The following is a 26,075-nucleotide window of genomic DNA, read 5'->3' as shown; positions in this document are numbered from 1 at the left end:
GGGTCAGGGTAACGCGAACGGGAGCGACACTCCGGTATGAACGCGGCACCGATCGCAGGTGTCGGTCTCGGTGACCGCGGCCACCGAGCGGCGGATCAGGTCCTTGAACGGCACCAGGTTGCGCTTGAACTCGGCGAAGACATCGACCGCGTGCACGCCGGTACCCTCCTCCAGGCCCGCATCCAGGTCCGTCACCAAAGCGACTGCGGCGTAGCACATCTCGAGTTCCCGAGCGAGCACAGCCTCGGGGTGACCGGTCATGTTCACCAGCTCCCAGCCCTGCCCGGCGAACCAGCGGCTCTCCGCCCTGGTGGAAAAGCGGGGGCCTTGGACGACGACCATCGTGCCCGCGCCCTTCATCGGCAGCACATCGTCGGCGGATTTGATCGTCGCGGTACGGAGCTCGTCGCAGTACGGGTCGGCGAAGGAGACGTGCACGCCACCGCCGTCGAAATAAGTCTGCGGACGGCCGGACGTCCGGTCCACCAGCTGATCCGGCACCGCCACCGTGCCGGGACCCCAGTCCCCGCGCAGGCTGCCCACCGCGCACGGCGCGAACACCCGCCGAACCCCGAGTGAACGCAACGCCCACATGTTCGCCTGGTACGGCAGGGTGTGCGGAGCGAACTCGTGACTCTTGCCGTGCCGCGGCAGGAAGGCGACCGGCCGCCCCTGCACCTCGCCGATCGCCACCGGCGCGCTCGGCGCCCCGTACGGGGTTTCTACCTCGACATGTGTCGCCTCGTTGTCGAAGAAATCGTAGAAGCCGCTGCCGCCGATGACGGCGAGCGCGGGCCTGGCATGCGAACTCATGCCCCGATTCTCCCGTCCCGTGGGCGTCCGCTGCTCAACGGGTACCGCAACTCTGTGCGCACGCCAGGTAGAGCCTTGTCGGTGCACTCGGCAATGATGGCGGACGAGGTGCTCGTGGTCGGCCGCATCGTGCCGGCTCGTGGCGCAGCCGAACATCGGGCTGCCGCTCGGCCGCGTGGCACCGTGGAATAGGCGCTGACCTGACAAGTCGGGCGGGAAACTGTACCCTAGGGGGGTATGAATTCCGGTTCGACCGTAGACCGGCAGCCAGCGAGGAGACATGGTGACAACCAGCCCCCAGGACCACGCCGCGCACGATCATGCCGCGCACGGCTACATCACCGCGAAGGACGACTATCTCAAGCGGCTGCGCCGGATCGAAGGGCAGTCGCGCGGACTGCAGCGCATGGTCGAGGAGGAGAAGTACTGCATCGACATCCTCACCCAGGTCTCCGCGATGACCAAGGCATTGCAGGCGGTGGCGATGGGGCTGCTCGAGGATCACATCAGTCACTGCGTGGTCGACGCCGCGGTGGCGGGCGGGCCGGAGGCGGAAGCCAAGATCAAAGAGGCCACCGACGCCATCGCTCGGCTGGTCCGGTCCTGACCGTCGCACGCTGAACCGTCGAACTGTAAGCAAGCTCTGCGGGAGAGCTGCGACCACTGGTTCCGCGACCAGACGTTGCGGCGGCAAGCCTCGCTTCCCGCACACCTTTTGACATACGCACGCGTGTCGGTGCGGCAAGTCGGTGTGCGGGAAAGCAGAAAGTGTGCGGGATGGGTGCTGCGGCGATCCGCCGGGAGGCTAGCCATGGCAGCGGCGTGAGTTCTTCGGCAAGCCAACGGGAGGCTAGCCGTGCCAGCGGCGGTAGACCTCGGCGGCGCCGGGGTGCAGTGGGACCGGGGCGGTGCCGATGAGGGAACGACCGTCCAGGAATTGGGTGCCCGCCGCTTCGGTGGGCACCAGCGAATCGGCCTGGTACACCAGGAGTTCGACGATCGACGCGGCGATATCCTCGGGCATGGAGGCGGCGGCGAGCAGCAGGTTCGCCACTCCGATGGTGTGTACGGCGACACCGCCGGGGTAGGCGTCGGCGGGGATCTCCACTCGGTCGTACACCGGTCCGAACCGCTCTCGCATCGGCACAGCGAGATCGCCCATGTCGACAAGCCGCATACGCGCGGGGATTTCGAGCACGCTCGTCGGCACGCCACCTGCCCACAGCAACGCGTCCGCCTCCCCCGCTGCCAGCTCCGCCATCGCCGCCCGTAACGGCCGATGCGAAACCTGCACGTCCACTTCGGGGTTCAGCCCCGCTACCCGCAGGATCCGGTCACCGGTCAACGCCGCCCCGGACCCTTCGGCGCCGAGATTCACCCGGGTGCCCCGCAACTGCGCGACGCTGCCGATCGCACTGTCCGACCGCACCACGAGCTGCAGGTAGTTCTCGTACACCCGGCCGAGCGCCAGCACCCGATCCGTCGTATCCCCCACCGAATCCGACAGCGCCAGCGCCGCATCCACCTGCCCACCCGCCAGCATCGCCAAGTTCTCCTGCGACCCCGACGTAGTGACCCGCTCGATCCGCACGTCACCTTCCTGAGCAGCAGCGGCGGCCAGCAATCCTGTGAACGCGTAATAGAACCCGCCCACCTCGCCCGAAGCCAACCGCACCACCGGCCCGCCCCCACTCGACCCGCACCCGGCGATGCCCGCCGCGGCCACGCCGGTCAGCGCGAGAAATCCCCGCCGCCCCATCGTCACCATGGCGCCACCGCTAGCCGGGTTCGGTACTCGCCCACCGAGCCGAGCATCACCCGCCGGTTCCAGCGTTCGGTCAGGTGTGCTCCGCCGACGGCAGTGGAATGCGGGCCGCGACGCCTGCCACGCAGCACACCGAGCATCGCCCGCATCAACCTATTCCAGCGCTCGGTCACGTGCGCGCTACGAAGATCAGCCGAACGCGGGCGACGAGGCCGGCCGAGTGCCACATCGAATGCGTTCTCTATCAACCACTTCCAGTGCACCGTCATGGCTGCTCCGCCGCTGGCAGACGTATGTGGATGGCAAGGCCGTGGGGGTAAACCTTTTCAACGGTGAGGGTCCCACCACGGGCTTGCGAAAGGGCGGCGGCGATGGGCAGGCCGAGGCCGGAGCCGCCGCTGACGGCGGTCGAGCCGCGGAAGAAGCGGGTGGTGAGCCGGTCGATCTCGTCGGCGGGCACACCGGCGCCGTTGTCGTGGACGGTGAGGGTGACCCAGCCGGGCTCGCCCGCGATGGTGACCACGGTCCGCGTGCCGGGTCCCGCATAGCGGCACGAATTGCTCAGGGGCACATCGAGAATCTGGGCGAGCGCGTCGGCGGAGACCGCGACGTCGGCGTGTTCGATCGACGGACCGATCCGCAGTTCCTGCCCCGCCGCGTCGTACGCCGAGCACCACGCGTCGAAGCGGTCGGCGACCACCTGGACCGCATCGCAATGGTTGTCCTCCGCGGCGAGCCGAGCCGCGTCGAAGGCGGCGGGTGTTTCGGCGACGGCGAGGGTGAGCAGGCCGTCGAGCAGCGCGGTCAGCCGCTCGACCTCGGCCGCGGCGCTGCGAAAGGTGTTCGCCGCCTTGTCGGGGATCGCGGGCTCCAGCGAGTCGAGGCGAATCGTCAACGCGGCCAGCGGGTTCCGCATGGCGTGCGCGGTGTCGGCGACCAGCTGACGTTGTGCGTCCACCGAATCGGCGACGGCCAGCGCCATGGCGTCGAAAGATTCGGCGACAGCCCGCATTTCGGGGGGACCGCCGTGATGCGTGGCGATCGACGCCGGATGCTTGGCGGCGACCGTCTCGGCCCGCGGCTTGGGCAGTGTCGCGGTGAGATCGGCGACGGCGTGCGAGAGCGCGCCGAGCGGCCGCAGCACCCAGCGGCTCAAAGTCAGTGCGAGCAAGGTGAACAGCGCCATCGCGATCACGCCGCCCAACACGATCAACGCCCACGTGCGCGCGATGTCGGCGCGGGCCCGCGCGGTAGACGCCTGGATCACCACGGCCCCGCTCACCTGCACCCCGGTGCCGACCGGCCGCGCGACCAGCATGGTCGGCGCACCCCACGGGGTCAGCTGCGCCACCGCGTGCGGACGTTGATTGCGGCGCGCCGCCGCCACCGCGGCACCGATCTCCGGGTCGTCGATGCTCGCGCCACCATTGGCGGTCGTCGCCCCTTTCGCGTCGACCACCAGCACGTTTTCGCCGTACAGCTCGTGATAGCGACCCACCTCGTCGGACAGTGCCCGGCTATCCCCCGAGGTCGCGGCGGCCGCGGCGAGATTCGCGAACCGGTCGGCGTCGCCGGAGCGGGCGAGCACCAGCTGCTGGGTCCGGCTCGTCGCCACCGTCAGCGACAGCGGCACGGCGAACGCCAGCACCGCGATCGCGGCGAACACGGTCAGCGCGATGAGTAGGCGGCGCCGCATGGCCTGCCCCCGGTCATTGCCCCCACCGATACCCGTAGCCGCGAATGGTGGTGATCAGTCCCGGCCGATTCAGCTTGGCGCGCAACCCGGTCATGTGCACGTCGAGCGACCGGGACACCGCGACGAACGCGTCACCCCAGATCCGGTCCATCAACTGCTGGCGGCTCACCGCGGCACCCGGCCGCTCCACCAGCGCCTGCACCAGCTCGAATTCCTTCTGCGTCAATGTGATCGGCGCACCGGCCACCTCGACCAGCCGCGCCTGCAGATCCACCCGCACGTCACCGGTGACGACCACCGCCTGCGCCGGTTGCGCCGCGGCGGCCGCACGCCTAGTGACCGTTTCCAGCCGGGCCATCAATTCCGCGATCCGCGGCGGCTTCACCAGATAGTCGTCGGCGCCGCCGCGCAACCCGCGCACGATCGAACGTTCGTCGCTGCGTGCGGTCAGAATGAGCACCGGCACCTGACTCACTTCACGCAGCTGCCGCAGCACCTGCAGCCCGTCCCCGTCGGGCAGCCCGAGATCGAGAATGATCGCGTCGTAACCGCGGTGCGTCATCAGAATGTCCGCGCCGCGCCGTTTGCGCTCCGCCCGGTAACCACGGGCGTTCAGCGCCTCGACCAGCGCGTCACCGACGCCGTCGTCATCTTCGACCACCGCAAGCCGCACGCGCCGATCCTCCCACGAGGGGCGGATCGGCGCGTGTGCCGGGCCGTCGGTCACGCAGTGGTGAGCCGACGTTCCGGCTCGGCCGTCCCGATACCGGTCCCAGTTCCGGCGTCGGCGGCGGCCTGTTCGGCTTCGATGGTCGAGGAGGCCGAGGTCTCCCGCATGAACAGATAGGTGAGCAGCGAGATCGCGATGCACCCCGCGACGTACCAGAAGTAGACCGACTCGTGGCCCGCCTTCTTCAGCGTCAGGGCGATCGTTTCGGCGGTGCCGCCGAAGATCGCCACGGTCAGGGCGTACGGCAGGCCGACGCCGAGCGCGCGGATCTTGGTCGGGAACAGCTCCGCCTTCACGATGGCGTTGATCGAGGTGTAGCCGGTGACGATCACCAGCGCGCCCATCATCAGTGCCCACGCGCCGATCGGGTTCTTGGTCTGCCCGAGGATCGTCATGATCGGCACGGTGAGCAGCGTGCCCGCGACACCGAAGAAGATGAGCAGCTTGCGCCGCCCGATCCGGTCGGACAACGCACCCGCCAACGGCTGCAGCACCACGAACGCCAGCAGGGCGAAGAAGTTGATCCAGGAGACGGTTTCCTCGGGGATGCCGACGCTCAGCTTCATGTACTTCTGCATGTACGTCGTGTACGTGTAGAAAGCCACGGTGCCGCCGAGGGTCAAGCCGACCACCAGCAGACATTCCCGGGGGTACTGCATCAGCATCCGCAGCGAGCCGCGCGGCGCGGTGCTCGACGCCGTGACCGCGTCGCCCATGCTGTTCACCAGCGGGACCGACTCGGCCGCCGCCGCTTCGAACTGCGCGGACTCGTCCATGCTGCGCCGCAGCCACATCACGATGAGCGCGGCGGCCGCACCGATGACGAACGGGATGCGCCAGCCCCAGTCGTACATCTGGGCCTTGTCGAGGAACTGCTGCAGGATGATCTGCACGCCCAAGGCGACGAGCTGGCCGGCGACCAGCGTCACGTACTGGAAGCTCGAGTAGAACCCGCGCTTGCCCGCCGAGGCCACCTCGGACAGATACGTTGCGCTGGTGGCGTATTCGCCGCCGACCGAAAGGCCTTGCAGCAGTCGCGCCAGCAGCAGCAGAACCGGCGCCGCGATGCCGATCGTCTGGTAGCCGGGGGTCACCGCGATCAGCAGCGAGCCACTCGCCATCACCGTCACCGAGAGGGTCAACGCGGAACGCCGCCCGTACTTGTCGGCGTAGCGGCCGAGCAGCCAGCCACCGAGCGGGCGCATCAGGAAGCCGACGGCGAACACCGCGGCGGTGGACAGCAGCTGCGCGGTCGGATCACCGGACGGGAAGAACGTTTTCGCGAAATAGATGCTGAACGCGGCGTAGACGTACCAGTCGTACCACTCGACGAGGTTGCCGATGGATCCGCGCAGCACGTTCGCGACGACCCGCCGCTCGCCCACGGGCTTTGTCGTAGTCACAAGATCTCCTTCTTCGACGCATCAGCGCGTCAGCCGAGACCGAGTGTGTCTGCTGTCACAGCGGCAAGGGAATGCCCAGAGCCCCTTCCTAACAGTCCCTTAGGAGTGTCAGGGCTCTCGCCGGATCCAGGTGCGATGAAGACCTTTACACAAAGCACCTCGCACAAGGTTGCAGCCTTGTGCGAGGTGCGATTCAGAAGCTTTGCGGCTGTGCCGGCTCAGCCGTTCAGCAGCGGTGCCAGCGTGCGCAGCCCAGCGAGGTAGTCCTCGTTAAGGACCTGCACTGCGACATGGTTGCCACCGGCGTCCAGGTGCGCCGTGAGCTCGGCGGCGACGTGCTCCGGGCTGCCGTGCGCGATGACGGCGTCGAAGACCCGGCTGCCGGGGTCGGCGAGTTCCGCGTCGGTGAAGCCGAGCCTGCGCAGGTTCGAGGCGTAGTTCGTCAGGCCGAGGTAGAACCCGACGGTCCCCTCTGCGACGGCATGCGCCTGCTGCGGGTCGTCGGTCAGTACGACCTTGTGCTCGGACGCGATCAACGCGTCCGGGCCGATCTCCGCCCGGGCCTGCGCGGTGTGCGTGGACGGCACGAAGTAGGGCAGCGCGCCCAAGGACCGCTGCGCGGCCAGCTTCAGCACCCGCGGGCCGAGGGCGGCCACGGCGCGGCGCTCGGCAGGCACGTCCAAAGCGTCCAGGGCGTCGAGATATTCGACGAGGGCGTCGTAGGGCTTGCGGTACTCACCGGTGTGCTCCGGATGCCCCGCACCGATACCGAGCAGGAAGCGTCCGGGGAAGCGCGCGTCGATCCGGTGGAACGACTCCGCGACCTCCTTCGCGGGCACGGCCCAGATGTTCACGATGCTGGTGGCCACCTTGATCGTCTCCGTCGCCTCGAGCAACGGCTCGACGGTCGACAGGTCGGCGGGCGGCGACGCGCCCAGCCAGAGCGTCCCATAGCCGGATTTCTCCAGCTCCTGCGCGTCTTCCGGGCTGAAGAGGTTGTACGCCCGCCATACACCGAATCGTCCGAGACCCTCGATTGTCATGCTTTGCGGAACCACCGTCCCGCCCTTCCTATTCCGGCCGAGATCCACAAAAATTCCTGCCCCGAATTGTTGGTGGTGCCCAGCTACCGGCGCCTACCGCGGTGGCAGGCGCGCCGAACGGGCCAAGCCGCGCCGCATCGAGGTCGCCAGCGGATCGGCGCAGCAGAAGACGATCGAAGCCGGATCGTCCAACTGAACGACTCGGCGCCCGCGCCGCAGCCGACTGCCGGTTGTGCGGCGCGGGCGCAGTGTCGGCCAGGAATTCAGCCCCCGCAACAACTTTCGCCCGACGGCACGGTGCGCACTTCCCTGGTCTGCGCGTTGCGCGCGGCAAGATCCGCGTCGGCGGGATAGTCGACGGCGATCAGGCTCAGACCATGCGCGGGAGCAACGGTGACCGAGCTGGAGCGCTCGGTTTCGTTCAGCAGCCCGCCGACCCAGTCCGGCGTGCGGCGCCCCTCACCCACCGCCAGCACGGCACCGACCAGGCTGCGGACCATGGACCAGCAGAAGGCATCCGCGCTGACGTACGCGGTGAGCAGGTCGCCGTCGCGTTCCCAGTCGAAGCGCTGGAGTTCCCGCACCGTAGTCGCGCCCTCGCGGCGGCGACAGAAGGCCGCGAAGTTGTGCAGGCCCAACAGCTTTCGAGACGCCGCGCGCATGGCATCGATATCGACGTCGTGGCGACAGCCCACAATGCTGCGGGCCTGCAGCGGTTCGGCGCCGTAGGGGGCGGTGGTCAGCCGGTACACGTAGTGCCTGCGGATCGCCGAGAAGCGAGCGTCGAATTCGGCCGGGACGAGGCGAACGTCCTTGATCCGCACATCCTTCGGCAGGAAGCGCGCCATCCGGTGCACCAGCTTGGCCGGGTCGAGCTCGGCGGTCGTATCGAAGTGGGCGACTTGCCCTTCGGCGTGCACGCCGGCGTCGGTGCGACCCGCGACGGTCAGCTGCACCGGTTCGCGGAACACCTTGCTCAGCGACTCCTCCAGCACGCCCTGCACGGTGCGCAGGCCGGGCTGGCGCGCCCAGCCGGTGAAATCGGTTCCGTCGTAACTGATGTCGAGCCGGAATCGGGGCGCCGGACGCGCGGGGGCGCCGACCAGCGTCGCATCCATCGTCGGCTCGGCCGAAACCTGCTCCGGCGCAGCCGAATCCGACGAGCTAGCCGACAGCATCGAGTCCTCCGCGCTCACTTCGATCTCCTGGTCAACGAACGAACCCGCCGACCCGCGGAAAGCGGGCGGCGGGCTCGATCAGAAAATTCCGACGCGAACGCCGGGCATCCTCAGGCCTTGTCTTCGGTGGCCTTTTCGTCGGCAGCCGGGGCCTCGACCTCAGCGGTCTCGGCAACAGCGTCGTCGGCCTTGTCCTCGACAACCTCAGCGGCCGGGGCCTCTTCGGTCTTCTTGGACGAGGCGACACGGCGAGCGCGGTCGGCCTCGTTGGTCACGGTCTTCTCCCGGACCAGCTCGATGATGGCCATCGGCGCATTGTCACCCTTACGCGGCAGCGTCTTGGTGATGCGCGTGTAGCCGCCCTCGCGACCCTCGAACGAGGGGCCGATCGTGGCGAAGAGCTCGTGCACGACGTCCTTGTTGCGGATCACCTTGAGCACCTCGCGACGGTCGGCAAGGGTGCCTGCCTTCGCCTTGGTGACAAGCTTCTCGGCGTAGGGACGCAGTGCCTTGGCCTTGGACTCGGTGGTCGAAATTCGACCGTGCTCGAAGAGCGCCGTCGCCAGATTGGCGAAGATCGCCTTCTGGTGCGACGCCGACCCGCCGAAGCGAGCACCCTTCTTGGGCTTGGGCATTGTTGGTTCTCCTTGTGTGAGGCCGGGCCGGGGTGCCTACCCCGCGTCTGGCCTAGAGCTGTTCGGTCTCGGCGTAGTCCTGCTCGCCACCGTCGGTGTCACTGAACGTGCCGCTGTCGCTCCACGTTCCGGTGCTCGCGTCGTAACCCACCACAGACGAAGGATCGAACGACGCCGGGCTGTCCTTGAGCGAGAGGCCGAGCGCGTGCAGCTTGACCTTGACCTCGTCGATGGACTTCTGGCCGAAGTTGCGGATGTCCAGCAGGTCCGACTCGGTGCGGGCAACGAGCTCGCCCACGGTGTGCACACCCTCGCGCTTGAGGCAGTTGTAGGACCGGACGGTGAGGTCCAGGTCCTCGATCGGCAGACCGAACGAGGCGATATGGTCCGCCTCGGCCGGCGAAGGGCCGATCTCGATGCCTTCGGCTTCGACGTTGAGCTCACGGGCCAGGCCGAAGAGCTCGACCAAGGTCTTACCCGCCGAGGCGAGCGCGTCCCGTGCGCTGATGGAGTTCTTGGTCTCCACGTCCAGGATCAGACGGTCGAAGTCGGTGCGCTGTTCGACACGGGTGGCCTCGACCTTGTAGGTCACCTTGAGCACCGGCGAGTAGATCGAATCCACCGGGATCCGGCCGATTTCCGCACCGGACGCCTTGTTCTGCACGGCGGGGACGTAGCCGCGACCGCGCTCGACCACGAGCTCGATCTCCAGCTTGCCCTTGTCGTTCAGGGTGGCGATGTGCATGTCCGGGTTGTGCACGACGACGCCGGTCGGCGGCACGATGTCACCGGCGGTGACGGTGCCGGGACCCTGCTTGCGCACGTACATCGTGACCGGCTCGTCCTCCTCCGAGGACACGACCAGGCCCTTGAGGTTCAGGATGATGTCGGTGACATCTTCCTTCACGCCGGGGACGGTGGTGAACTCGTGCAGCACGCCGTCGATACGAATGCTCGTGACCGCGGCCCCCGGAATCGAGGACAGCAGGGTACGCCGCAGCGAATTGCCCAGGGTGTAACCGAAACCCGGCTCGAGCGGTTCGATGGTGAACTTCGAGCGGTTCTCGGCAACGACCTCTTCGGTCAGTGTCGGACGCTGTGAAATCAGCATTTAGGATCATCCTCCTGTTTGGGCGCCCGCTATTTGACGCCTCGTTTTAGGGGTTGTGCATGATCTGCCGGTATCAGCAGATCATGCACCGTGTAGCAGCGTGTTACTTCGAGTAGTACTCGACGATGAGCTGTTCCGAGAGCGGCACATCGATCTGGGCGCGCTCGGGCTGCTGGTGCACCAGGATCCGCAGACGGCCCGGGATGACCTGCAGCCAGCCGGGAACCGGCCGGTCGCCGACGGTCTCGCGCGCAACCTGGAACGGCAGCGTGCCCAGCGACTTCTCCTTGACATCGATGATGTCGTACTGGGTCACCTGGAAGCTGGGAACGTTGACGCTCCGGTTGTTCACCAGGAAGTGGCCGTGGCTGACGAGCTGGCGAGCCTGACGACGGGTACGGGCCAGACCGGCGCGGTACACGACGTTGTCCAGGCGGCACTCGAGCAGACGCAGCAGGTTGTCACCGGTCTTGCCCTTGAGGCGGTTGGCCTCTTCGTAGTACCGGCGGAACTGCTTCTCCATGACGCCGTAGGAGAAGCGAGCCTTCTGCTTCTCCTGCAGCTGGAGCAGGTACTCGCTCTCCTTGATCCGCGCGCGGCCGTGCTGGCCGGGCGGGTACGGACGACGCTCGAACGCCTGGTCGCCGCCGACGAGGTCGACGCGCAGACGACGCGACTTGCGGGTGATGGGGCCTGTATAACGAGCCATTTTTTATCTCTTTCCTTTCCCGCTAGACGCGACGACGCTTGGGCGGACGGCAGCCGTTGTGCGGCTGAGGGGTGACGTCGGAGATCGTGCCGACCTCGAGGCCCGCGGCCTGCAGCGAACGGATCGCGGTCTCGCGGCCCGAACCCGGGCCCTTCACGAAGACGTCGACCTTCTTGACGCCGTTCTCCTGCGCCTTGCGGGCAGCGTTCTCGGCGGCGAGCTGCGCGGCGAACGGGGTCGACTTACGCGAACCCTTGAAGCCGACGTGGCCCGAGGACGCCCACGAGATGACGTTTCCGGCCGGGTCGGTGATCGACACGATGGTGTTGTTGAACGTGCTCTTGATGTGTGCGTGGCCGTGCGGGACGTTCTTCTTTTCCCGGCGACGCGACTTCTGGGTCTTCTTGGGGCCGGAGGCCCTGGACTTCGGAGGCATCGGTTATCCCCTACTTCTTCTTGCCGGCGACGGTGCGCTTCGGGCCCTTGCGGGTGCGCGCGTTGGTCTTGGTGCGCTGACCACGCACGGGCAGCCCACGACGGTGGCGCAGACCCTGGTAGCAGCCGATCTCGATCTTGCGACGGATGTCGGCCTGCACCTCGCGGCGCAGGTCACCTTCGACCTTGAGCTCGGGCGAGGTCTCGATGTAGTCACGCAGCTGCGTCACCTGATCGTCGCTGAGGTCCTTGCTGCGCAGGTCCGGGCTGACGCCGGTGGCCGCGAGGATCTCCTTGGAGCGGGTACGGCCGATGCCGTAGATGTAAGTCAGCGCGATCTCCATGCGCTTTTCACGCGGGAGATCAACGCCCATGAGACGTGCCATGTGGCAGGTTCCTTAGCTGTTGCGGAGGTCTGCTCCCTGTCCGTCCCCTCGTCTTGGTGGGGCACCGGCCTCCGTACCGGTGGTTGGCGCACACGCCTTCCGAGCGAACCCGGAATACCGCAGCGTGCGGCTGGAGCTGGGAGTTCTTCTTTAGTTGGCCAAGCCGATCAGTGATCGGTGCCCGGCTGGTGATCGCTGGGAGTTGCCTCCCGCTTGATCAGCCCTGGCGCTGCTTGTGGCGCAGGTTGTCGCAGATCACCATGACCCGACCGTGACGGCGGATCACCTTGCACTTCTCGCAGATCTTCTTGACGCTCGGCTGAACCTTCACGTCCGTCCAATCTTGTTGTGGTTCACACAGGTGTGAACACAGTTTTTCCCCAGCCTTTTCGCTGGGGAAGTCTGTTGTGCCGCTCTGTCGAGCGACGGTCCTTCGGTCCCGCCCGCAGGGGCGAGTGCCGCTCTCACGAGCGACGGCTCGGTCCCGCTTCAACTGGCGAAATCCCGCCCTACCGAGCCCCGTGCGGGGGTCCGGGGGCGAAGCCCGCCGGGCGGGGTGTGGGGGTTGCACCCCCACAAAACACCAAGTCAATCGACCACCGGCGAGCGCTCTCCGCGAGCAGAGATCGCCCGATTCGATTTACTTGTAGCGGTAGACGATCCGGCCGCGCGACAGGTCGTAGGGGGACAGCTCGACGACCACGCGGTCCTCGGGGAGGATACGAATGTAGTGCTGCCGCATCTTCCCGCTGATGTGCGCGAGAACCTTGTGACCGTTCTCGAGCTCGATCCGGAACATCGCATTGGGCAGCGGCTCGACAACTCGACCCTCGACCTCGATGGCCCCGTCTTTCTTCGCCATGTCCTCCGCGATCCCGGTTACGCTCAACCTGGTTTGTTTGGCTTGTTTCTGCTTACATGGATCAATCGGCCGAAACCGACCGACGACATGCAAACAGTCGGCGCATAGGTGCACCGCCGCTCCAGCTTACCGGTACCGGATGGTTCCGGCAAAAATGGGTGTCGGTGGTAGCCCTCGCCGGTACTCTCTCCGCCCCGATCAGAGCACGAAATCAGGGGTCGCAGCGCCCTGGCCTCCTGCCCCTCTGCGGTGTCCGGACGTCGCGTAAACTGACCGCTGTCCAGGTATTAGAGGGTCGAGCAGATCTAGGGGGATCCGTGAGCGAGCGCAGCGAGCGAACCCCAAATGCAGCGCCACCGGGCACGATGGAGCCGAGCGCTAGCGAGGTGGAATCGTGAGCCGGAACAATGACGGCCTCCCCATGCTGCCGCCGTGGCTGTCCGAGAGTGATGTCACACAGGTCGGCTACGAAGCACCGGTGCAGAACCTTCCCTCCGACGATGTGATCGACGAGAGACCCGGCCGCCGACGTCAAGAGAAGAAGCGCAAGGGTTGGCGCCGGGACAAGAACGACAGCCCGGCCACCGAAGAGCAGCAGCCCGAGGCCGGCCCGCACGGTCGCACACCTGATGCAGGTTCCCGTTCGCCGCAGCCCGATACTCCGCGCGCGGACCCGTGGCGTCAGCCTGGACTGGATGCCTACGTCCAACCGCGTACGGACGACGTATGGCAGGCCGGCCCGCCGCAACGTACCGAAGCGCCGGCACAGCGCACCGAAGCACCAGCGCAGCGTCCGGAGGCACCGGCTGCGCGGACCGAGGCACCTCCGCAGCGCACCAGCGGACCCGCACAGGGACTGCCGACCCGGAACCCCGGCCCGCCGCCCCCTGCCTTCCAACCGCTGGGCAGTCGCACCGAGCCGCCCGTCTCGAACGACCCGACCACCCGGCACCAGCCCACCCGGCCCGATCTGCCGCCGCCACCGGCGCTCCCGGATCCGCCGCCGCAGGCGTCGACCCCCATTCCGGAAGCACCGCCGCAAGCCTCGACCAATGTGCCGCAGGCTCCCGCGGAGCGTTACGCACCGCCCGAGCCCGATGGCCCGCCGCCGTGGCTGGCCGGACCGCGGCCCGAGCAGGCGACGACCGCACCGGCCGCGCCGCCGCACCGGCCACCGCTGCCGGATCCCCCGCCTTTGCCCGATCCCCCACCGGCGCAAGGTGGCTCATCGACGGCTCCGTCCGCCGAGCAGACACCGCAGGCACGACCGGACGCACCTGCACGCGCACAAGAGCCGCCTGCCGCGAGCCGGATACCGCAGGCACCGGGCGACAACGCCGCCGAACGACCGGGCACGCCAACACCTTCGGCGCCACCCACCCGACCCGGGCCGCAGGATCAAGGCCGCGCGCCCGGCGACAGCGCCGTTCCCCCGGCGGCGCCCGTAACCGGGCCGCAGGGACGCGCACCGCAGGCGCCGGACCGTGAGCAGCCGGGCGCGGCGAACGTTGCCGGTGCGACAACACCTCCGGCCGCCCAGCCCGGTCAGGAACTTCCGTCCCGTGGACCCGCCGCGGGTTCGGCACCGTCGAGCCCGATCGCCCCGGCAGTGGGACAGTCGTCACCCGGCGACACCGTTGGCGCGCCTGAGCGACCGCTCGGCCCGTCCACCGTTCCACCAGCTGCGAACGGCACCGCGGTACCGCCGCCGCCGGCCGAACCTGCCACACCAGGCACCGAACGCCCGGAATCCAGTCAGCAACAACGCGACAACTCGCTTCAGGCACCCGGTTGGGTGCCCTCGTCCAACACCGGAGCGACACGGCCGTCCGCCAGCGGTCGGCATCGCCTGCCCGCTGAGATCGACGGGCTCCTAGGTACACCCGAGGAGTCGGCGCAGCGCCCCGGCGGACAGCCGCAGCCTCGGAATGACGTCCCGCAGCCGCCAGTTGGGCCGTACGCACCGGCTAGTCAGAGCGGACCAGGCGGCCCGACCGGATATCCGCCGCAGGCGACCGGCGGGCAGGCCCCGAGCAGCGAGCAGCCCGCACCACCGGCACCGAGCGAGCCGTGGCGCAACGCCGCGGCACCGGTGTGGGCGGACGAATCTGTAGTTCGGCCACCGTCCGTCGGCGGGCAGGCACCCGGCAGCGAACAGCCAGGACCGCCCGCACCCGGCGTTCCTTGGCACAACCAAGCAGCACCAGCAGCCCAAACCCCGAGCCGGACAGCACCGTCCGTCGGTGGGCAAGCACCGGTCAGCGAGCAGCCAGGACCGCCGGCGCCCGGCGTTCCTTGGCACAACCAAGCTGCACCGGCAGCCCAAAACCCCGGCCAGACAGCACCATCTGCTGGCGGACAGGCACCAGGCAACGAACAGCCCGGCCCGCCCGCACCTGGCGTTCCTTGGCACAACCAAGCTGCACCGGCAGCCCAAAACCCCGGCCAGACAGCACCGTCCGCGGGCGGACAAGCACCAGGCAGCGAGCAGCCGGGACCACAAGCGCCCGAGGTTCCTTCGCGTGCGCCAGGCGGATTCGCCGGACCTCAGGTCGGTGGCCAGGCACCGGGTGGGTCACCGCCCGCACCGCCGCAACCGCCGGGCCAGTGGGGTCGTCCGCCGGGCGGTCAGTACCAGCCTGGCGTGCAGTACCAGCCGGGGCCGCCGCCATCACTGGACGATGTGCCGATGCGCCGGGCCAAGAAGTCGCCAGGCAGCGGTTGGCGTAAGGCCGTGCATCACGTGTCCGGCGGCGCGATCAATCCTGGGTTGTCCGCGGAGGAACTGCGGTTGCAGGAGCTGGTCGCCCGGATCCGGCAACCCGTGCGCGGCGACTACCGGATCGCGACGCTGTCCCTGAAGGGTGGTGTCGGAAAGACCACCACCACAATGGGTATCGGCTCGATCTTCGCGTCGATCCGCGGCGACCGGGTGATCGCGGTGGACGCCAACCCCGACTTCGGCACGCTGTCGCAGCGGGTGCCGCTGCAGACCAGGTCCACCGTGCGTGACCTGCTGCTCGACCCGTCGATCCAGCGCTACTCCGATGTCCGCAGGCACACCTCGCAGGCCACGAGTCGCCTGGAAGTGCTTGCCAGCGAACGCGATCCGGCGGCGTCGGAGGCGTTCAGCGAGGAGGAATACCGTGCGGTCGCGCGGATCCTGCAGCGCTTCTACAACATCATCCTGACCGACTGCGGTACCGGACTGATGCATTCGGCGATGTCGGGCGTGCTGGATCTGGCGCACTCACTGGTGCTCATCTCCTCCCCCGCGATCGACGGCGCACGCAGTGCCGCAGCGACTTTGGACTGGCTGTCGCTGCACGGACACGATCACCTGGTCCGCAACGCGGTGGTGGTGATCAACTCGCCGCGCGCCGGATCCCCGAACGTCGGCATCCAACAGCTGCGGGAGTACTTCCTGTCCCGGTGCCGCGCCGTGCACATCATCCCGTTCGACGCGCACATGTCCGAGGGCGCCGAGATCGATCTGCACCGCCTGCACAAACACACCAAGCGCGCCTACGTCGAACTCGCCGCCACCATCGCCGACGATTTCGCCACCGATCACCGCCGCTACCAACCCTGAAACACCCTCGTGTCACACCGTCACGTGACAAGTGGGTTGCCAACCCTCGGCTACCGATCGAGCAGAGTCATATGGTCGCCAAAAGATCTTCAGCAGCGACCATATGACTCTGCCGACCTCGAAATGCCCGGCAACGCAACTACACCAGCCGTATCCAACCGCTCGGTGTCTCGCAGACCGTCCATACCTCTCACAGGGCTTACAGTCCTTGCGACAGGTATGGACGGTCTGCGAAACCTCACGAAGCGACCGCGCGCGAAAACTGTTCGCGAACTAGCGGTCTGGCGACTAGTGCGGAGTTACCACTCCGGGAGACGACGTCTGCCCGCGAGGATGTCGCGGACGAGATCGTCGTAGGCATCGGCGAGTTCGGCAAGGTGATGCCAAGCGCCGTGCAGTCTTTCGTCGCGTGCGTCGAGGGTCATCAGCGCGTGGTGCGCGCGCACCGAGGACTCGGCGAGGCGGTCGATGACCGCGCCGACGGTTTCGGTGTGCAGGGTCGCACCGAGCCGGTGCTGGGGCACACTGCGCGCGACCCAGTCATCGATGGCCATGACCAATTCCACTCTGCGGCGCTCGATTTCGAGGACCACCGTCGGGTCGGTATCCACCGAACCACCGCGGCCGACCAGTCGCCGCTCGTGCAGCACCGCGAGATCGCGGGCGAACCAGAGCAACGGACCGCCGACCACGCGGTGTCCACGACACGCCCGAACAAGTAGATCCGAGGTGGGAAGCAGTCCAGGAGCATGTGACTGCACCACCGAATCGGCACACCGCAGGGTGCCGGGAAGAGCCATTACGACTGTTGTATCCGAACCTGCCACGTTGCCTCGCCGTCATCGCCGCACAACACCGGATCAGGACGTTCATTACAATAAACCTCTGAAGGCACCTGTCAAGCGTTACCGGGCCGTAGGAAGTCACGAAGAGTACACTTCGTTACCTGCACGACCAACCGAGGAGCAAGATGGCGGACGGTCCGACGTACCACCGGATCGCAGACCTCCTCCGCGAGGAGATCCGCGCAGGCAAGTGGAAACCGGGTGATCGGTTGCCCAGCCACACGGAGCTGGCCGAGCACATGCAGGTCTCGCTTACCACCGCTCGCAATGCGATTCAGGTGCTTGTCACCGAAAATCTCGTCTACACAGCGACTTCCCGCGGCACCATCGTGCGAAACCAGGAAGTTCTGGAATCAGTTGTCACCGACCATATCCGACACGACCGGCCGAAGTCGCCGCACGACATCTTCGAGGAGATCGCGCGCGCCGCGCACCGGACGCCGTCCAAAGAGTTCAGCGCGAAGATGGAGCCTGCGGGGCCCTCGGTCGCGCTGTGGCTCGGCGTGCCCGAAGACTCCTGGGTGCTGGCCAGGACGGTCGTCCAGTATCTCGACAACGAGCCGTGGTCCTGGGAGGTCAGCTTCTATCCCCGAGACCTGGCCGAGGCCACCGGAATCGACTCACCGCACGACATTCCGGAGGGCACCACCCGCCGGCTGGCCGTCAGCGGGCACGCCGAGACCGCCCATCGCGACACCCTGACGGCACGCCCCGCCACCGCGGAGGAGGCCACCGTGCTCGGCGTGGCGGCGGGCACGATCCTGCTGGACCATCTGCGGATCGGCGCCAACCACGAGCGGGTCACCAGGGCGACCCGGCACCGTTCCATCGCCGCGAGCAACCGGCTGGCCTACCAGCTCGGCGATGCCGAAGGCCTGGCCGTGATCGGGCGCACCCTCGGCGTGCCGTACGGGCCGGGCATCGCGACGGCATGAGTATCATGCTCCGCCAAGCGACAATTGGCGACCTAGGCGTGATCTGCCGTTTGCGCCTGCAACGCACCGCGTGGCTCACCACGCGCGGCTCCGATCAGTGGACGGTCGCGGGTCGCGGCCTGCCCATCGAGATCTTCGCGCGCTCGGTCGGCCGGTCGATGGACGCCGGTGAGACCTGGATCGCGGAGGTCGCGGGCGAACCCGCGGGCACGATCACCGTCAACCGCCATGCCGACCCAGGGCTGTGGTCGCCGTGGGAATTATCCGACGCGGTTGTCGTCCACTACATGATCGTCGACCTCCGCTTCGCCGGACAGCGCATCGGCCAACGACTGCTCGCGCACGCGGGATGGCTTGCGCGCCAACAGGAACGCGACTGGGTTCGCCTCGACGCCTGGACCACCAACACCGAACTGCACGACTACTACCGCAGAGCGGGCTTCCAATTCGCGCGCATCGCAGGCCCGATAGCGACCGGCCCGTCCCGCGCCCTGTTCGAACGTCGCGCCGACAGCTGGGATTTCGACGCCGCGGTCACGGTCCCCGCCGCCCGCGTCACCGGAACCACCCCGAACCTCGGCATCGTCCCACCGAGCTCGACCGCTAATTTCGCTGCGGGCCAACCCAACAACTGACCCGTACCGCGTGATCGCCCACCGAGCCACCACCGCGTCGGCAGCTCGCCCACGGCTACCTCGACTCGGCGGCGGCCCGACTCCTACTGGGTAGGCGGCATATACGCGATCTGCACCATCTCCTGGCCCTTGCTGCGCGAGGCCAGCGTGCCGCGGCCCGGCGGGAGCTTGCTGGGCCGGATCTCACCGATGATCTTGCCCTCGTCCCGGGAGCCGCTCATCACCAAGGTGTCCACCGACAGGTTCTTCAGACCACCGATGATCGGGTCGTAGAGCGCGCGCGACACGCCACCCATGCGGCGGGTGACGACGAAGTGCATGCCGATATCGCGGGCCTGCGGCAGGTATTCGATCAGTGCGGCGAACGGGTTGATGCCGCCGGTGGCCACCATGTCGTAGTCGTCGACGACGATGTAGATCTCCGGCCCTTCCCACCAACTGCGCTCGCGCAGCTGCTGCGGGGTGATGTCGGAACCGGGGATCCGCTTGGACAGGAACTCCGCGACCTCGGCGATCATCGGCCCACAGGTCTGCGACGAGGTGGAGTATCCGGCGAGGTGTTCGCCCTCGACCACGCCGAGCATGGTGCGCCGGTAGTCGATCATGATGATCTTCGCCTGGTCCGGCGTCGAATTCTCCACCACGCCCGTCACGATGTTGCGCAGCAGCGTGGTCTTGCCGGATTCGACGTCGGCGAAGGCCATGAAGTGCGGATCCGTGCCGAAATCCAGCACGAGCGGCTGCAATTCGGATTCGCCGAGCCCGACGACCACCCTGGTCGGGCTGAGCTCGATGCCCTGTTCCCTGGCGATGGCCAGCAGGTCGTCGCGGTTGAACTGCAGCGGCAGCATGCGCACCTCCGGTGCCCGCCTGCCCGCGTGCAGTTCCGCGAGTTCCTGACGCGCCAGGGTGACGCCGTCGGCCAGCGATTCCGGATCGGAGTTGGAGTCCAACCGCGGCAAGGCAACCAACATATGCAGCTGTTCCGGAGTGAGACCGCGGCCCGGACGACCCACCGGAACCTGGAAGGCGGTGCGCCGCCCCATCTCCGAGTCGGTCGGATCACCGAGGCGCAGCTCGAGCCTGGTACCGATCTGGTCCTTGACCACCGGCCGGATCTCGGCCCACCGGGACGCGCCGATGATGAGGTGGATGCCGTACGACAAGCCCTGCGCCGCAATGGCGGTGATCTGCGGCTCCAGCACGTCGAACTCTTCGCGGATCACGGCCCAGCCGTCGATCACCAGGAACACGTCACCGAATCGGTCGTCAGCCAACGGATTACCCGCCGACGCCGCGCCGTCGGGCACGTGCGCCGCCGCGGCGAACTTACGCCGCCGGAACTCGGCCATCGACTCGATGCCGAGTTCGGCGAAGCGTTCCTCGCGCTGACGCATCAGCGAGGTGAGCTCGGCGATGGTGCGCCGGACCCGGTCGCTGTCGAGCCGGCCGGCCACCGAGCCGACGTGCGGCAAGCCGACCAGGCCCGCCATACTGCCGCCACCGAAATCCAGGCAGTAGAACTGCACGTGCTGCGGGGTGTGGGTGGCCGCGGCGGCCATGATGATGGTGCGCAAGGTGGTCGACTTGCCCGACTGCGGGCCACCGACGACCGCCACATTGCCTTGGGCGCCTGCCAGACTGATGGTCAGCACGTCACGACGCTGCTCGTACGGCTTGTCGATCACGCCGATCGGCATCCACAGCTGACCGTGCCGGTTGACCGGCGAGCGCCAGTCCGGGTCGGGCAGCAGCATGTCGACCGTCGGAGATTCGTCGAGCGGCGGCAGCCACACCTCGTGTGCGGGGCGGCCGTGCCCGGTCAGGCGTTTGACGACCACGTCGAGCAGCGAGTCCGGGATCCCCTCGTCCGAGCCGGGCGCGTTGAGCGCCGACGGCGGCGGTGGGAGTTCGAGCAGCGGGTTCGACGGCGACGGCGGCAGATCCAGCGCGGAATCGTCTTCCACCGGTTCCGGCGTCTCCACCGGGGCGGCGGTGAACACCGCGAGCCGCTGGCCACCGACCGGACTGCCGTCCTCACCGGTTACCGTGCCCACCGGCGCCACATAGGGACCGGACACGTAACTCGCGTTGAACCGCAACGGATCCGAGGCGTCGCTCTTCAGATAGCCGGCACCCGGCACGCTCGGCAGGTGGTAGGCATCGGTGATGCCGAGGACCGCGCGCGATTCGTTGGCTGAGAAGGTGCGCAGACCGATGCGGTAGGACAGGTGCGACTCGAGGCCGCGCAGCTTGTTCTCCTCCAGTCGCTGCGAAGCGAGCAACAGGTGCACGTGCAGCGAGCGGCCGAGTCGGCCGATCATCACGAACAACTCGGCGAAATCCGGCTTCTGCGAGAGCAGTTCGGAGAACTCGTCGACCACGACGAACAGCGCTGGTAGCGGATCCAGCGGAACGCCTGCGGCCCTGGCCTTCTCGTAGTCGGTGACGTTCGCGTAGTTGCCCGCCGACCGCAGCAGTTCCTGGCGCCGGTTCATTTCACCGGCGAGCGCGTCTTTCATGCGGTCTACCAGGGACAGTTCCTCTTCCAGGTTGGTGATCACCGCGGCGACGTGCGGCAGTGAATCCAGCCCGAGGAACGTGGCGCCACCCTTGAAGTCGACCAGCACCAGGTTCAGCGCGTCCGGCGAGTGCGTGGTGACCAACGAAAGCACCAGCGTGCGCAGGAATTCCGACTTACCGGAGCCGGTCGCGCCGATGCACAGACCGTGCGGGCCCATGCCGTTCTCGGCCGACTCCTTGATGTCGATATCGACCGGCGTGCCGTCGGGGGTGATGCCGATCGGCACCCGCAGCCGTTCCCGTGCGGTGCGCGGCCGCCATACCCTGGCGGGATCGATCTGCGCCGCGTCCTGGATCTTCAGCAACGCCATCAGCCCCGGGTCGGCCGTCGAACCCTCACCGAGACTGACGATCTGGGCCGCCGTGGCCAGCCGATAACGCGACAATGCCCGCGAAAACGCCTCGGCCTCCGCCGAAGTCACCACGTCGGCGGTGGCGAACTTCTCCACGCCCGCCGCGCTGCGGGCGGACACGTCACCGTCCGCGGCGACCAGCTGGAGTCCGCGGCGCGCCGCGAGGCCACCCTCCGGTGCGGTGAGGTCGAGCACGGTCACCGAATCGAGGCCCGATTCGCTGATCAGTCGTTCGTTGCCGTTGACGTACCCGTCATCGATGATCACCACCAGGTGCAGCCGCCCCTGGGTGGGTTGCGGGTTGCGCATGAACCGGCCGCGCTCCATCAGCTCGGCCGACAGCGCGGTCTCCAGCTCACCCAGCGAGGTATACATCATCCTGGCCGAACCCATGCCGTCGCGCAGGGTCGGATGTTGCAGGTGCGGAAGCCATTTCGCCCAGCCCCAGGCCCCGTCCGGGTCCGCGCAGACGATGGCGACCGCGAGATGGTCGGGCCCGTGGAAGGTGACCAGCTCCATCAGCATCGAACGCGTCAGCATGCGCGCGTCCTCGGTCGGGCCGCCGATGTTGATCGCCGGGAAGGCGCGCAGCGACACCGCGGTCGGCAAGCTGTGCACCACCGAATGGGTACGCACGAACCGGCGCAGTGCGACGGTGGAGACGGGCTCCAGGTCCTCCAGCGGACCGGTCTCCGGCCTGGCCAGCTTCGTGGCCAGCCGATGGCTGCCGATACCGACGCGCACGTGGCCGAAGTCCGGGTCGTTGGGCCTGCGCTCCCACATCCGCCGGGTGCCGACCAGCGAGGGCAGGTCGGCCGGGTCCGGATGGCTCCAGGCCAGCGTCTCCAGCTGCTTGTTGCCGGTGCGCCGCACGTCCTTACGGATCTGATCGAGGTAGCGGAAGTAGTCCTTGCGTTCCTCGTTGAGCTCGACCGCGCGCTTCCCCGTGCCACCGCGGAAGCCCGCCATCATGCCGACCATCGACATCAGCATCATCATCGGGAACATCATCGACATCGGATTGGCCAGCAGATTGCGGCCCATCATCGCCATCATCGCGATCATGCCGATCACCGCGACCACCATGACGACCGGCATCAGCTTCATCATCAGCGGGGCAGGCAGTGCGCGCGGAATCTCCGGCGGCGCGGTCAACGCCACCTCACCACCGGGTGCACGGGGCGGCGCTATCCGCGGGCGCCGTACGAAACCTTCGATAGCCATGAGTCCTTCGATCCGTCGAGCTGTCTGCGGTCGGCACGGAGCCCGCCGCTAGGGGTCGTATTCGGCGTCTATCTCCCTGCGTCTGCGGCGGAACGGAATCGCCACCGCGATACCGATGGCCAGGGCGGTCAGGCAGGTCAGTGAGCCGATCACCGCGATCCGGCGCGGCCGAGGATCGGGACCGGGCGGGATGACCGGCGCGGCGATCACCCGGCCGACATCGGCTCCGGCGTTCACCGGACGATCGGGCAGTTGCGCGGTCAGCGCGGCCAGCGGGTCGATCAGGCCCGCGCCGATCGCGTCGTCGTGGCCGGTGCCCGGCGCCTGCGCGGTGCGCACGATGCGGTCGATCACCTGCTGGGCATCGAGATGCGGGAAACGCGAGCGCACCAGGGCGGCCAGTCCGGCGACATACGGCGCCGCGAAACTGGTGCCGTCCACCGGACGGATGCCCTCGGTGGTCTGCACGCCGTTGACCAACCCGACGCCACCCGGCTTGCTGTCCAGCGACACAATATTGCGGCCGATCGCGCTGACCCCGATCCACGGTCCGTGCAGCGACAGATCCGACGGCTTACCGTCGGCGTCCACCGACCCCACCGCGAGCACATACGGCGAGAACCATGCCGGGCTGGCGACGGTGGTGACCGCGCCCCATCCGGTGCCCTCGTTCTGGTTCTTGCACGGGCCATCGGACTCGACGTTGCCCGCGGCGGCCACCACGACGACATTGCGGTCGTAGGCGTACTTCACCGCGGCACCGAGCGAGGAGTCTGCGGTATCGGATCCGGCTGGGCTGCAGGCCACTTCGGAGATGTTGATGACGGTGGCGCCGAGGTCGACCGCGCGCACCACGGCCGCCGCCAGGGTGAGCACGCTGCCGTAGCCGTCGGCGCGGATGGCGCCGGGCGCCCGGTCACCCGCGCGATCCTTCTTCTCGTAGGCGAGGCTCAGCTGCCGGATGGTGAGGATCTCGGCCTCGGGCGCCACCCCGGCGAACGCGTCGCCCGGACTCGGCTGGGCCGCGATGATGCCTGCCACCAGCGTGCCGTGCCCGTCGCAGTCGACGCTGCCGTCGGTGTCGGAGACATAGTCGCCGCCGGTCTGCATGAAAGGCAATCGCGGATGCCGATTCACTCCGGTATCGATCACCGCGACCTTCTGCCCGGCGCCCCTGCTGAACTGCCAGGCCGAGGGCAACTCGAGGACCCGCTGCGCGATCGGCGGCTCGTTCGGCGGGGGGCCGGTGAGCGCGGGCTCGGCGCACAGGTCGCGCTGTTCGGTCGGCTCCAACGGCGCGGGACGACCGCTCAGCGCCTGGGCGATGGCGAGCGCACCCGGATCGATGACGGGCCGCGAGATCGCGGAGGCGGGCGGCGCCGGTGCACCCACCAGGCCGATCACCGCGGCGACGCAGGCCATCCGCAACAGGCTGCGACGGAAGGCGCTAGGTCTCATCGCTCGCTGCGCTCACGGGGTCTCATGGCTTGCCTGCGCTCATATGTTCCTGGCCATCGAGTAGACGTTCATGATCCAGAGCACCAGCGGGATCAGCATGATGATCAGCAGGTATTCGAAGATTTCGATCATCCGCCTGGTGACCGGGGTGACCTCGATGTGCGGTCCGATCACGCCGAAGCCGACGGTGCCCGCCGCGAAGGCGACCAGCAGGCCGACGCCGAACATCTCGAACTCCGTGTCGCCCATGGCCGTACCGAGGATCAGCGCCACGAAGATGACGATGCCGCCGGCGATCAGCGTCGCGGCCTGGGTGAGATCGGCGAAGGAACGGCCGCGCAGGCACAGGATGATTCCGGTGACGACGGCAAGCGTGAGGCCCTGCCAGCGGGCGGCGCCCAGCGGGTCGGCCGCGCCGAACGCGCCGATCACCGCGCTCAACGTGCACGCGATGATCAAGCCGGATTGGTACTGGTTGGCCGCGCGGGCCCGCTCGCCGAGGCCGGCCGCCGACGGCAGCGCGGTGGCGCCGATCGCGCCGATGCCCTCGATGGTCGGGCGCTGTTCGTGATCGGCCGGGTCGATCGCCGCACCCGCGGTGGGCACCGGCGGGATCGGCAGCCGGGCCAGGCCGGCGGCCATCCGCGGCACCATCGACAGCATCGCGATGCCGACGATCACGAGGGCGGCGGACAGCTTCGGCAGGCCGGGATGCCAGATGAGATACACCGCGGCGGAGACACCACCGATCACGCTGGACGCAGCCGCAGCCGAGAACAGGGTGGCGCCGCTACCGATGAGCTTATAGCCGAGCACGGCGGCCACCAGCGTCACCGAACAGGCGAGCAGCAGATGCGCGCTGCCGAGCGCGCCGGGCACGAAAAGCGCGGCACCGCCGAACAAGAGCAGCAGACCGTCCAGCGACAGCCAGGTGGCGGTCGTCGGGTCCAGATACTTGCGGGCGGCGAAGCCGGCGGCGACGAAGGCGCCGATACCGGCGGCCGACAGTACGAACGCGGGCGCGAGCGGATCACCGTGCCCGCGTGAGATCACCAGCAGCGTCAGCGCGGTGAGCACCGTCAGCACCGAGGTGACCAGGCCCATCCAGCGCGCGGAGTTACCGGTCCAGCTGCGGAATTCCTCGGTGGTGAGCCGGGAGACCGCGTCGATCACGTCGTCGAAGAGCGCGGGCGCTTCCTTCGCGGTGACCGAGCGAAGCACGAGCAGTTCGCCGTCGTGCACGTCCGCGTCGTTGAGCGTGCGGCTCGGCGCGAAGGCCTCTTGACCGATGCGCGCCAGGGTCCAGTGCTGGGCCTGCAGCGGCACCGAGTCGTCTTCGGCGTCGACCTGTTCGGGATTGCGCGATTCGATCAACGCCACCAGGTCGCCGATGAAGCTGGCGATCGGGACGGTTGCGGGCAGCCCGACATCGAGCTGAGTGTTGCCGCCGATGACGGACACTCGACTCAGCTCCGGCTCAGCGGCACGTGTGCCACTGGATGGTGACTCGATCAACGACCCCGGACCCCCGGCCTCTCCACTGGCGATTGTTCACGCCCCAATTGCACTGCATGGAACGTCTTCTGAGCGAACGACTCAGACACAGTCAGACTCTCATGTAGACAACACTTGCGTTGCAACCTCCCGGCAGCTGAACCTAATGTAACGGACAGACCAGGCACTG

General features: G+C 67.9%; 23 protein-coding genes. 4 read left to right on the top strand and 19 right to left on the bottom strand.

The genetic code is table 11. The annotated features are described in order from the left end of the window. Positions 1 to 3: 3 nt before the first annotated feature. Positions 4 to 813 carry an S-methyl-5'-thioadenosine phosphorylase gene (locus tag IBX18_RS13980; RefSeq protein WP_194834095.1) on the bottom strand — a complete coding sequence of 270 codons (810 nt, stop codon included), beginning with the start codon at positions 811 to 813 and terminating at the stop codon, positions 4 to 6. 283 nt (positions 814 to 1,096) lie between these two features. Between IBX18_RS13980 and IBX18_RS13975 the strand changes: the two genes are divergently transcribed. After that, on the top strand, positions 1,097 to 1,420 hold the full coding sequence (locus tag IBX18_RS13975; RefSeq protein ID WP_306796259.1) for a metal-sensitive transcriptional regulator: 324 nt from the start codon (positions 1,097 to 1,099) through the stop codon (positions 1,418 to 1,420). Between the two features lie 243 nt (positions 1,421 to 1,663). On the opposite strand, the gene IBX18_RS13970 is transcribed toward IBX18_RS13975, so the two are convergent. From IBX18_RS13970 to infA, 14 genes are all read right to left on the bottom strand, one after another. Further along, on the bottom strand, positions 1,664 to 2,581 hold the full coding sequence (locus IBX18_RS13970; protein WP_194834094.1) for a TAXI family TRAP transporter solute-binding subunit: 918 nt from the start codon (positions 2,579 to 2,581) through the stop codon (positions 1,664 to 1,666). Beyond that, entirely contained in the window at positions 2,575 to 2,847 is a 273-nt protein-coding gene (locus IBX18_RS13965; RefSeq protein WP_194834093.1) for a hypothetical protein, read from the bottom strand. Before IBX18_RS13965 ends, IBX18_RS13970 begins: the two co-directional genes overlap by 7 nt. Then, the gene (locus IBX18_RS13960; RefSeq protein ID WP_194834092.1) at positions 2,844 to 4,274 is read right to left on the bottom strand and encodes a HAMP domain-containing sensor histidine kinase; all 1,431 of its coding nucleotides are present in this window, start codon (positions 4,272 to 4,274) and stop codon (positions 2,844 to 2,846) included. Before IBX18_RS13960 ends, IBX18_RS13965 begins: the two co-directional genes overlap by 4 nt. Before the next feature lie 13 nt (positions 4,275 to 4,287). Continuing rightward, positions 4,288 to 4,947 (bottom strand): response regulator transcription factor, encoded by a 660-nt coding sequence (locus IBX18_RS13955; RefSeq protein WP_194834091.1) that lies wholly within the window; start codon positions 4,945 to 4,947, stop codon positions 4,288 to 4,290. Between the two features lie 50 nt (positions 4,948 to 4,997). Then, the gene (locus IBX18_RS13950; protein WP_194834090.1) at positions 4,998 to 6,407 is read right to left on the bottom strand and encodes an MFS transporter; all 1,410 of its coding nucleotides are present in this window, start codon (positions 6,405 to 6,407) and stop codon (positions 4,998 to 5,000) included. 218 nt (positions 6,408 to 6,625) lie between these two features. Then, positions 6,626 to 7,450, bottom strand: coding sequence for an LLM class F420-dependent oxidoreductase (locus IBX18_RS13945; protein WP_194834089.1), 825 nt, complete (start codon positions 7,448 to 7,450; stop codon positions 6,626 to 6,628). 263 nt (positions 7,451 to 7,713) lie between these two features. Next, complete coding sequence (truA, locus tag IBX18_RS13940; protein WP_194834347.1) at positions 7,714 to 8,568, bottom strand: tRNA pseudouridine(38-40) synthase TruA; 855 nt, start codon at positions 8,566 to 8,568, stop codon at positions 7,714 to 7,716. A 170-nt stretch (positions 8,569 to 8,738) separates the two neighbouring features. Beyond that, positions 8,739 to 9,263, bottom strand: coding sequence for a 50S ribosomal protein L17 (rplQ, locus tag IBX18_RS13935; RefSeq protein WP_107654204.1), 525 nt, complete (start codon positions 9,261 to 9,263; stop codon positions 8,739 to 8,741). Between the two features lie 52 nt (positions 9,264 to 9,315). Beyond that, entirely contained in the window at positions 9,316 to 10,374 is a 1,059-nt protein-coding gene (locus IBX18_RS13930; RefSeq protein WP_014981770.1) for a DNA-directed RNA polymerase subunit alpha, read from the bottom strand. A 103-nt stretch (positions 10,375 to 10,477) separates the two neighbouring features. Beyond that, entirely contained in the window at positions 10,478 to 11,083 is a 606-nt protein-coding gene (gene rpsD / locus IBX18_RS13925) for a 30S ribosomal protein S4 (protein ID WP_107654203.1), read from the bottom strand. 22 nt (positions 11,084 to 11,105) lie between these two features. Then, positions 11,106 to 11,519: a 30S ribosomal protein S11 gene (gene rpsK / locus IBX18_RS13920; protein WP_040731638.1), complete on the bottom strand. Its 414-nt coding sequence runs from the start codon at positions 11,517 to 11,519 to the stop codon at positions 11,106 to 11,108. A 10-nt stretch (positions 11,520 to 11,529) separates the two neighbouring features. Beyond that, positions 11,530 to 11,904 (bottom strand): 30S ribosomal protein S13, encoded by a 375-nt coding sequence (rpsM, locus tag IBX18_RS13915; protein ID WP_147134984.1) that lies wholly within the window; start codon positions 11,902 to 11,904, stop codon positions 11,530 to 11,532. 217 nt (positions 11,905 to 12,121) lie between these two features. Next, positions 12,122 to 12,235, bottom strand: coding sequence for a 50S ribosomal protein L36 (gene rpmJ, locus IBX18_RS13910; RefSeq protein WP_011207363.1), 114 nt, complete (start codon positions 12,233 to 12,235; stop codon positions 12,122 to 12,124). Between the two features lie 309 nt (positions 12,236 to 12,544). Beyond that, on the bottom strand, positions 12,545 to 12,766 hold the full coding sequence (gene infA / locus IBX18_RS13905) for a translation initiation factor IF-1 (RefSeq protein ID WP_003418601.1): 222 nt from the start codon (positions 12,764 to 12,766) through the stop codon (positions 12,545 to 12,547). Between the two features lie 394 nt (positions 12,767 to 13,160). Here infA and IBX18_RS43095 point away from each other — a divergent pair, with 394 nt between their 5' ends. Continuing rightward, the gene (locus IBX18_RS43095; protein WP_306796258.1) at positions 13,161 to 16,358 is read left to right on the top strand and encodes an AAA family ATPase; all 3,198 of its coding nucleotides are present in this window, start codon (positions 13,161 to 13,163) and stop codon (positions 16,356 to 16,358) included. A 299-nt stretch (positions 16,359 to 16,657) separates the two neighbouring features. On the opposite strand, the gene IBX18_RS13895 is transcribed toward IBX18_RS43095, so the two are convergent. Continuing rightward, positions 16,658 to 17,050 carry a DUF4254 domain-containing protein gene (locus tag IBX18_RS13895; protein ID WP_194834088.1) on the bottom strand — a complete coding sequence of 131 codons (393 nt, stop codon included), beginning with the start codon at positions 17,048 to 17,050 and terminating at the stop codon, positions 16,658 to 16,660. Positions 17,051 to 17,328: 278 nt separating this feature from the next. Between IBX18_RS13895 and IBX18_RS13890 the strand changes: the two genes are divergently transcribed. Further along, positions 17,329 to 18,138, top strand: a complete 810-nt coding sequence (locus tag IBX18_RS13890; RefSeq protein WP_107654201.1) for a GntR family transcriptional regulator — start codon at positions 17,329 to 17,331, stop codon at positions 18,136 to 18,138. Continuing rightward, complete coding sequence (locus IBX18_RS13885; RefSeq protein WP_107654200.1) at positions 18,135 to 18,773, top strand: GNAT family N-acetyltransferase; 639 nt, start codon at positions 18,135 to 18,137, stop codon at positions 18,771 to 18,773. Before IBX18_RS13890 ends, IBX18_RS13885 begins: the two co-directional genes overlap by 4 nt. An 83-nt stretch (positions 18,774 to 18,856) precedes the next feature. On the opposite strand, the gene eccCa is transcribed toward IBX18_RS13885, so the two are convergent. From eccCa to eccD, 3 genes are read right to left on the bottom strand one after another with little or no spacing between them, the layout of a single operon-like run. Next, positions 18,857 to 22,933 (bottom strand): type VII secretion protein EccCa, encoded by a 4,077-nt coding sequence (gene eccCa / locus IBX18_RS13880; RefSeq protein ID WP_194834087.1) that lies wholly within the window; start codon positions 22,931 to 22,933, stop codon positions 18,857 to 18,859. 48 nt (positions 22,934 to 22,981) lie between these two features. Next, positions 22,982 to 24,391, bottom strand: a complete 1,410-nt coding sequence (mycP, locus tag IBX18_RS13875) for a type VII secretion-associated serine protease mycosin (protein WP_306796257.1) — start codon at positions 24,389 to 24,391, stop codon at positions 22,982 to 22,984. A gap of 39 nt (positions 24,392 to 24,430) precedes the next feature. Next, complete coding sequence (eccD, locus tag IBX18_RS13870; RefSeq protein ID WP_306796256.1) at positions 24,431 to 25,852, bottom strand: type VII secretion integral membrane protein EccD; 1,422 nt, start codon at positions 25,850 to 25,852, stop codon at positions 24,431 to 24,433. Positions 25,853 to 26,075: the final 223 nt, after the last annotated feature.

The sequence above is a fragment of the Nocardia sp. XZ_19_369 genome, assembly GCF_015355715.1.
GTDB lineage: Bacteria > Actinomycetota > Actinomycetes > Mycobacteriales > Mycobacteriaceae > Nocardia.
Note: the sequence above shows the minus strand (reverse complement) of the source record. Positions and strands in the feature narration are given on the sequence as shown.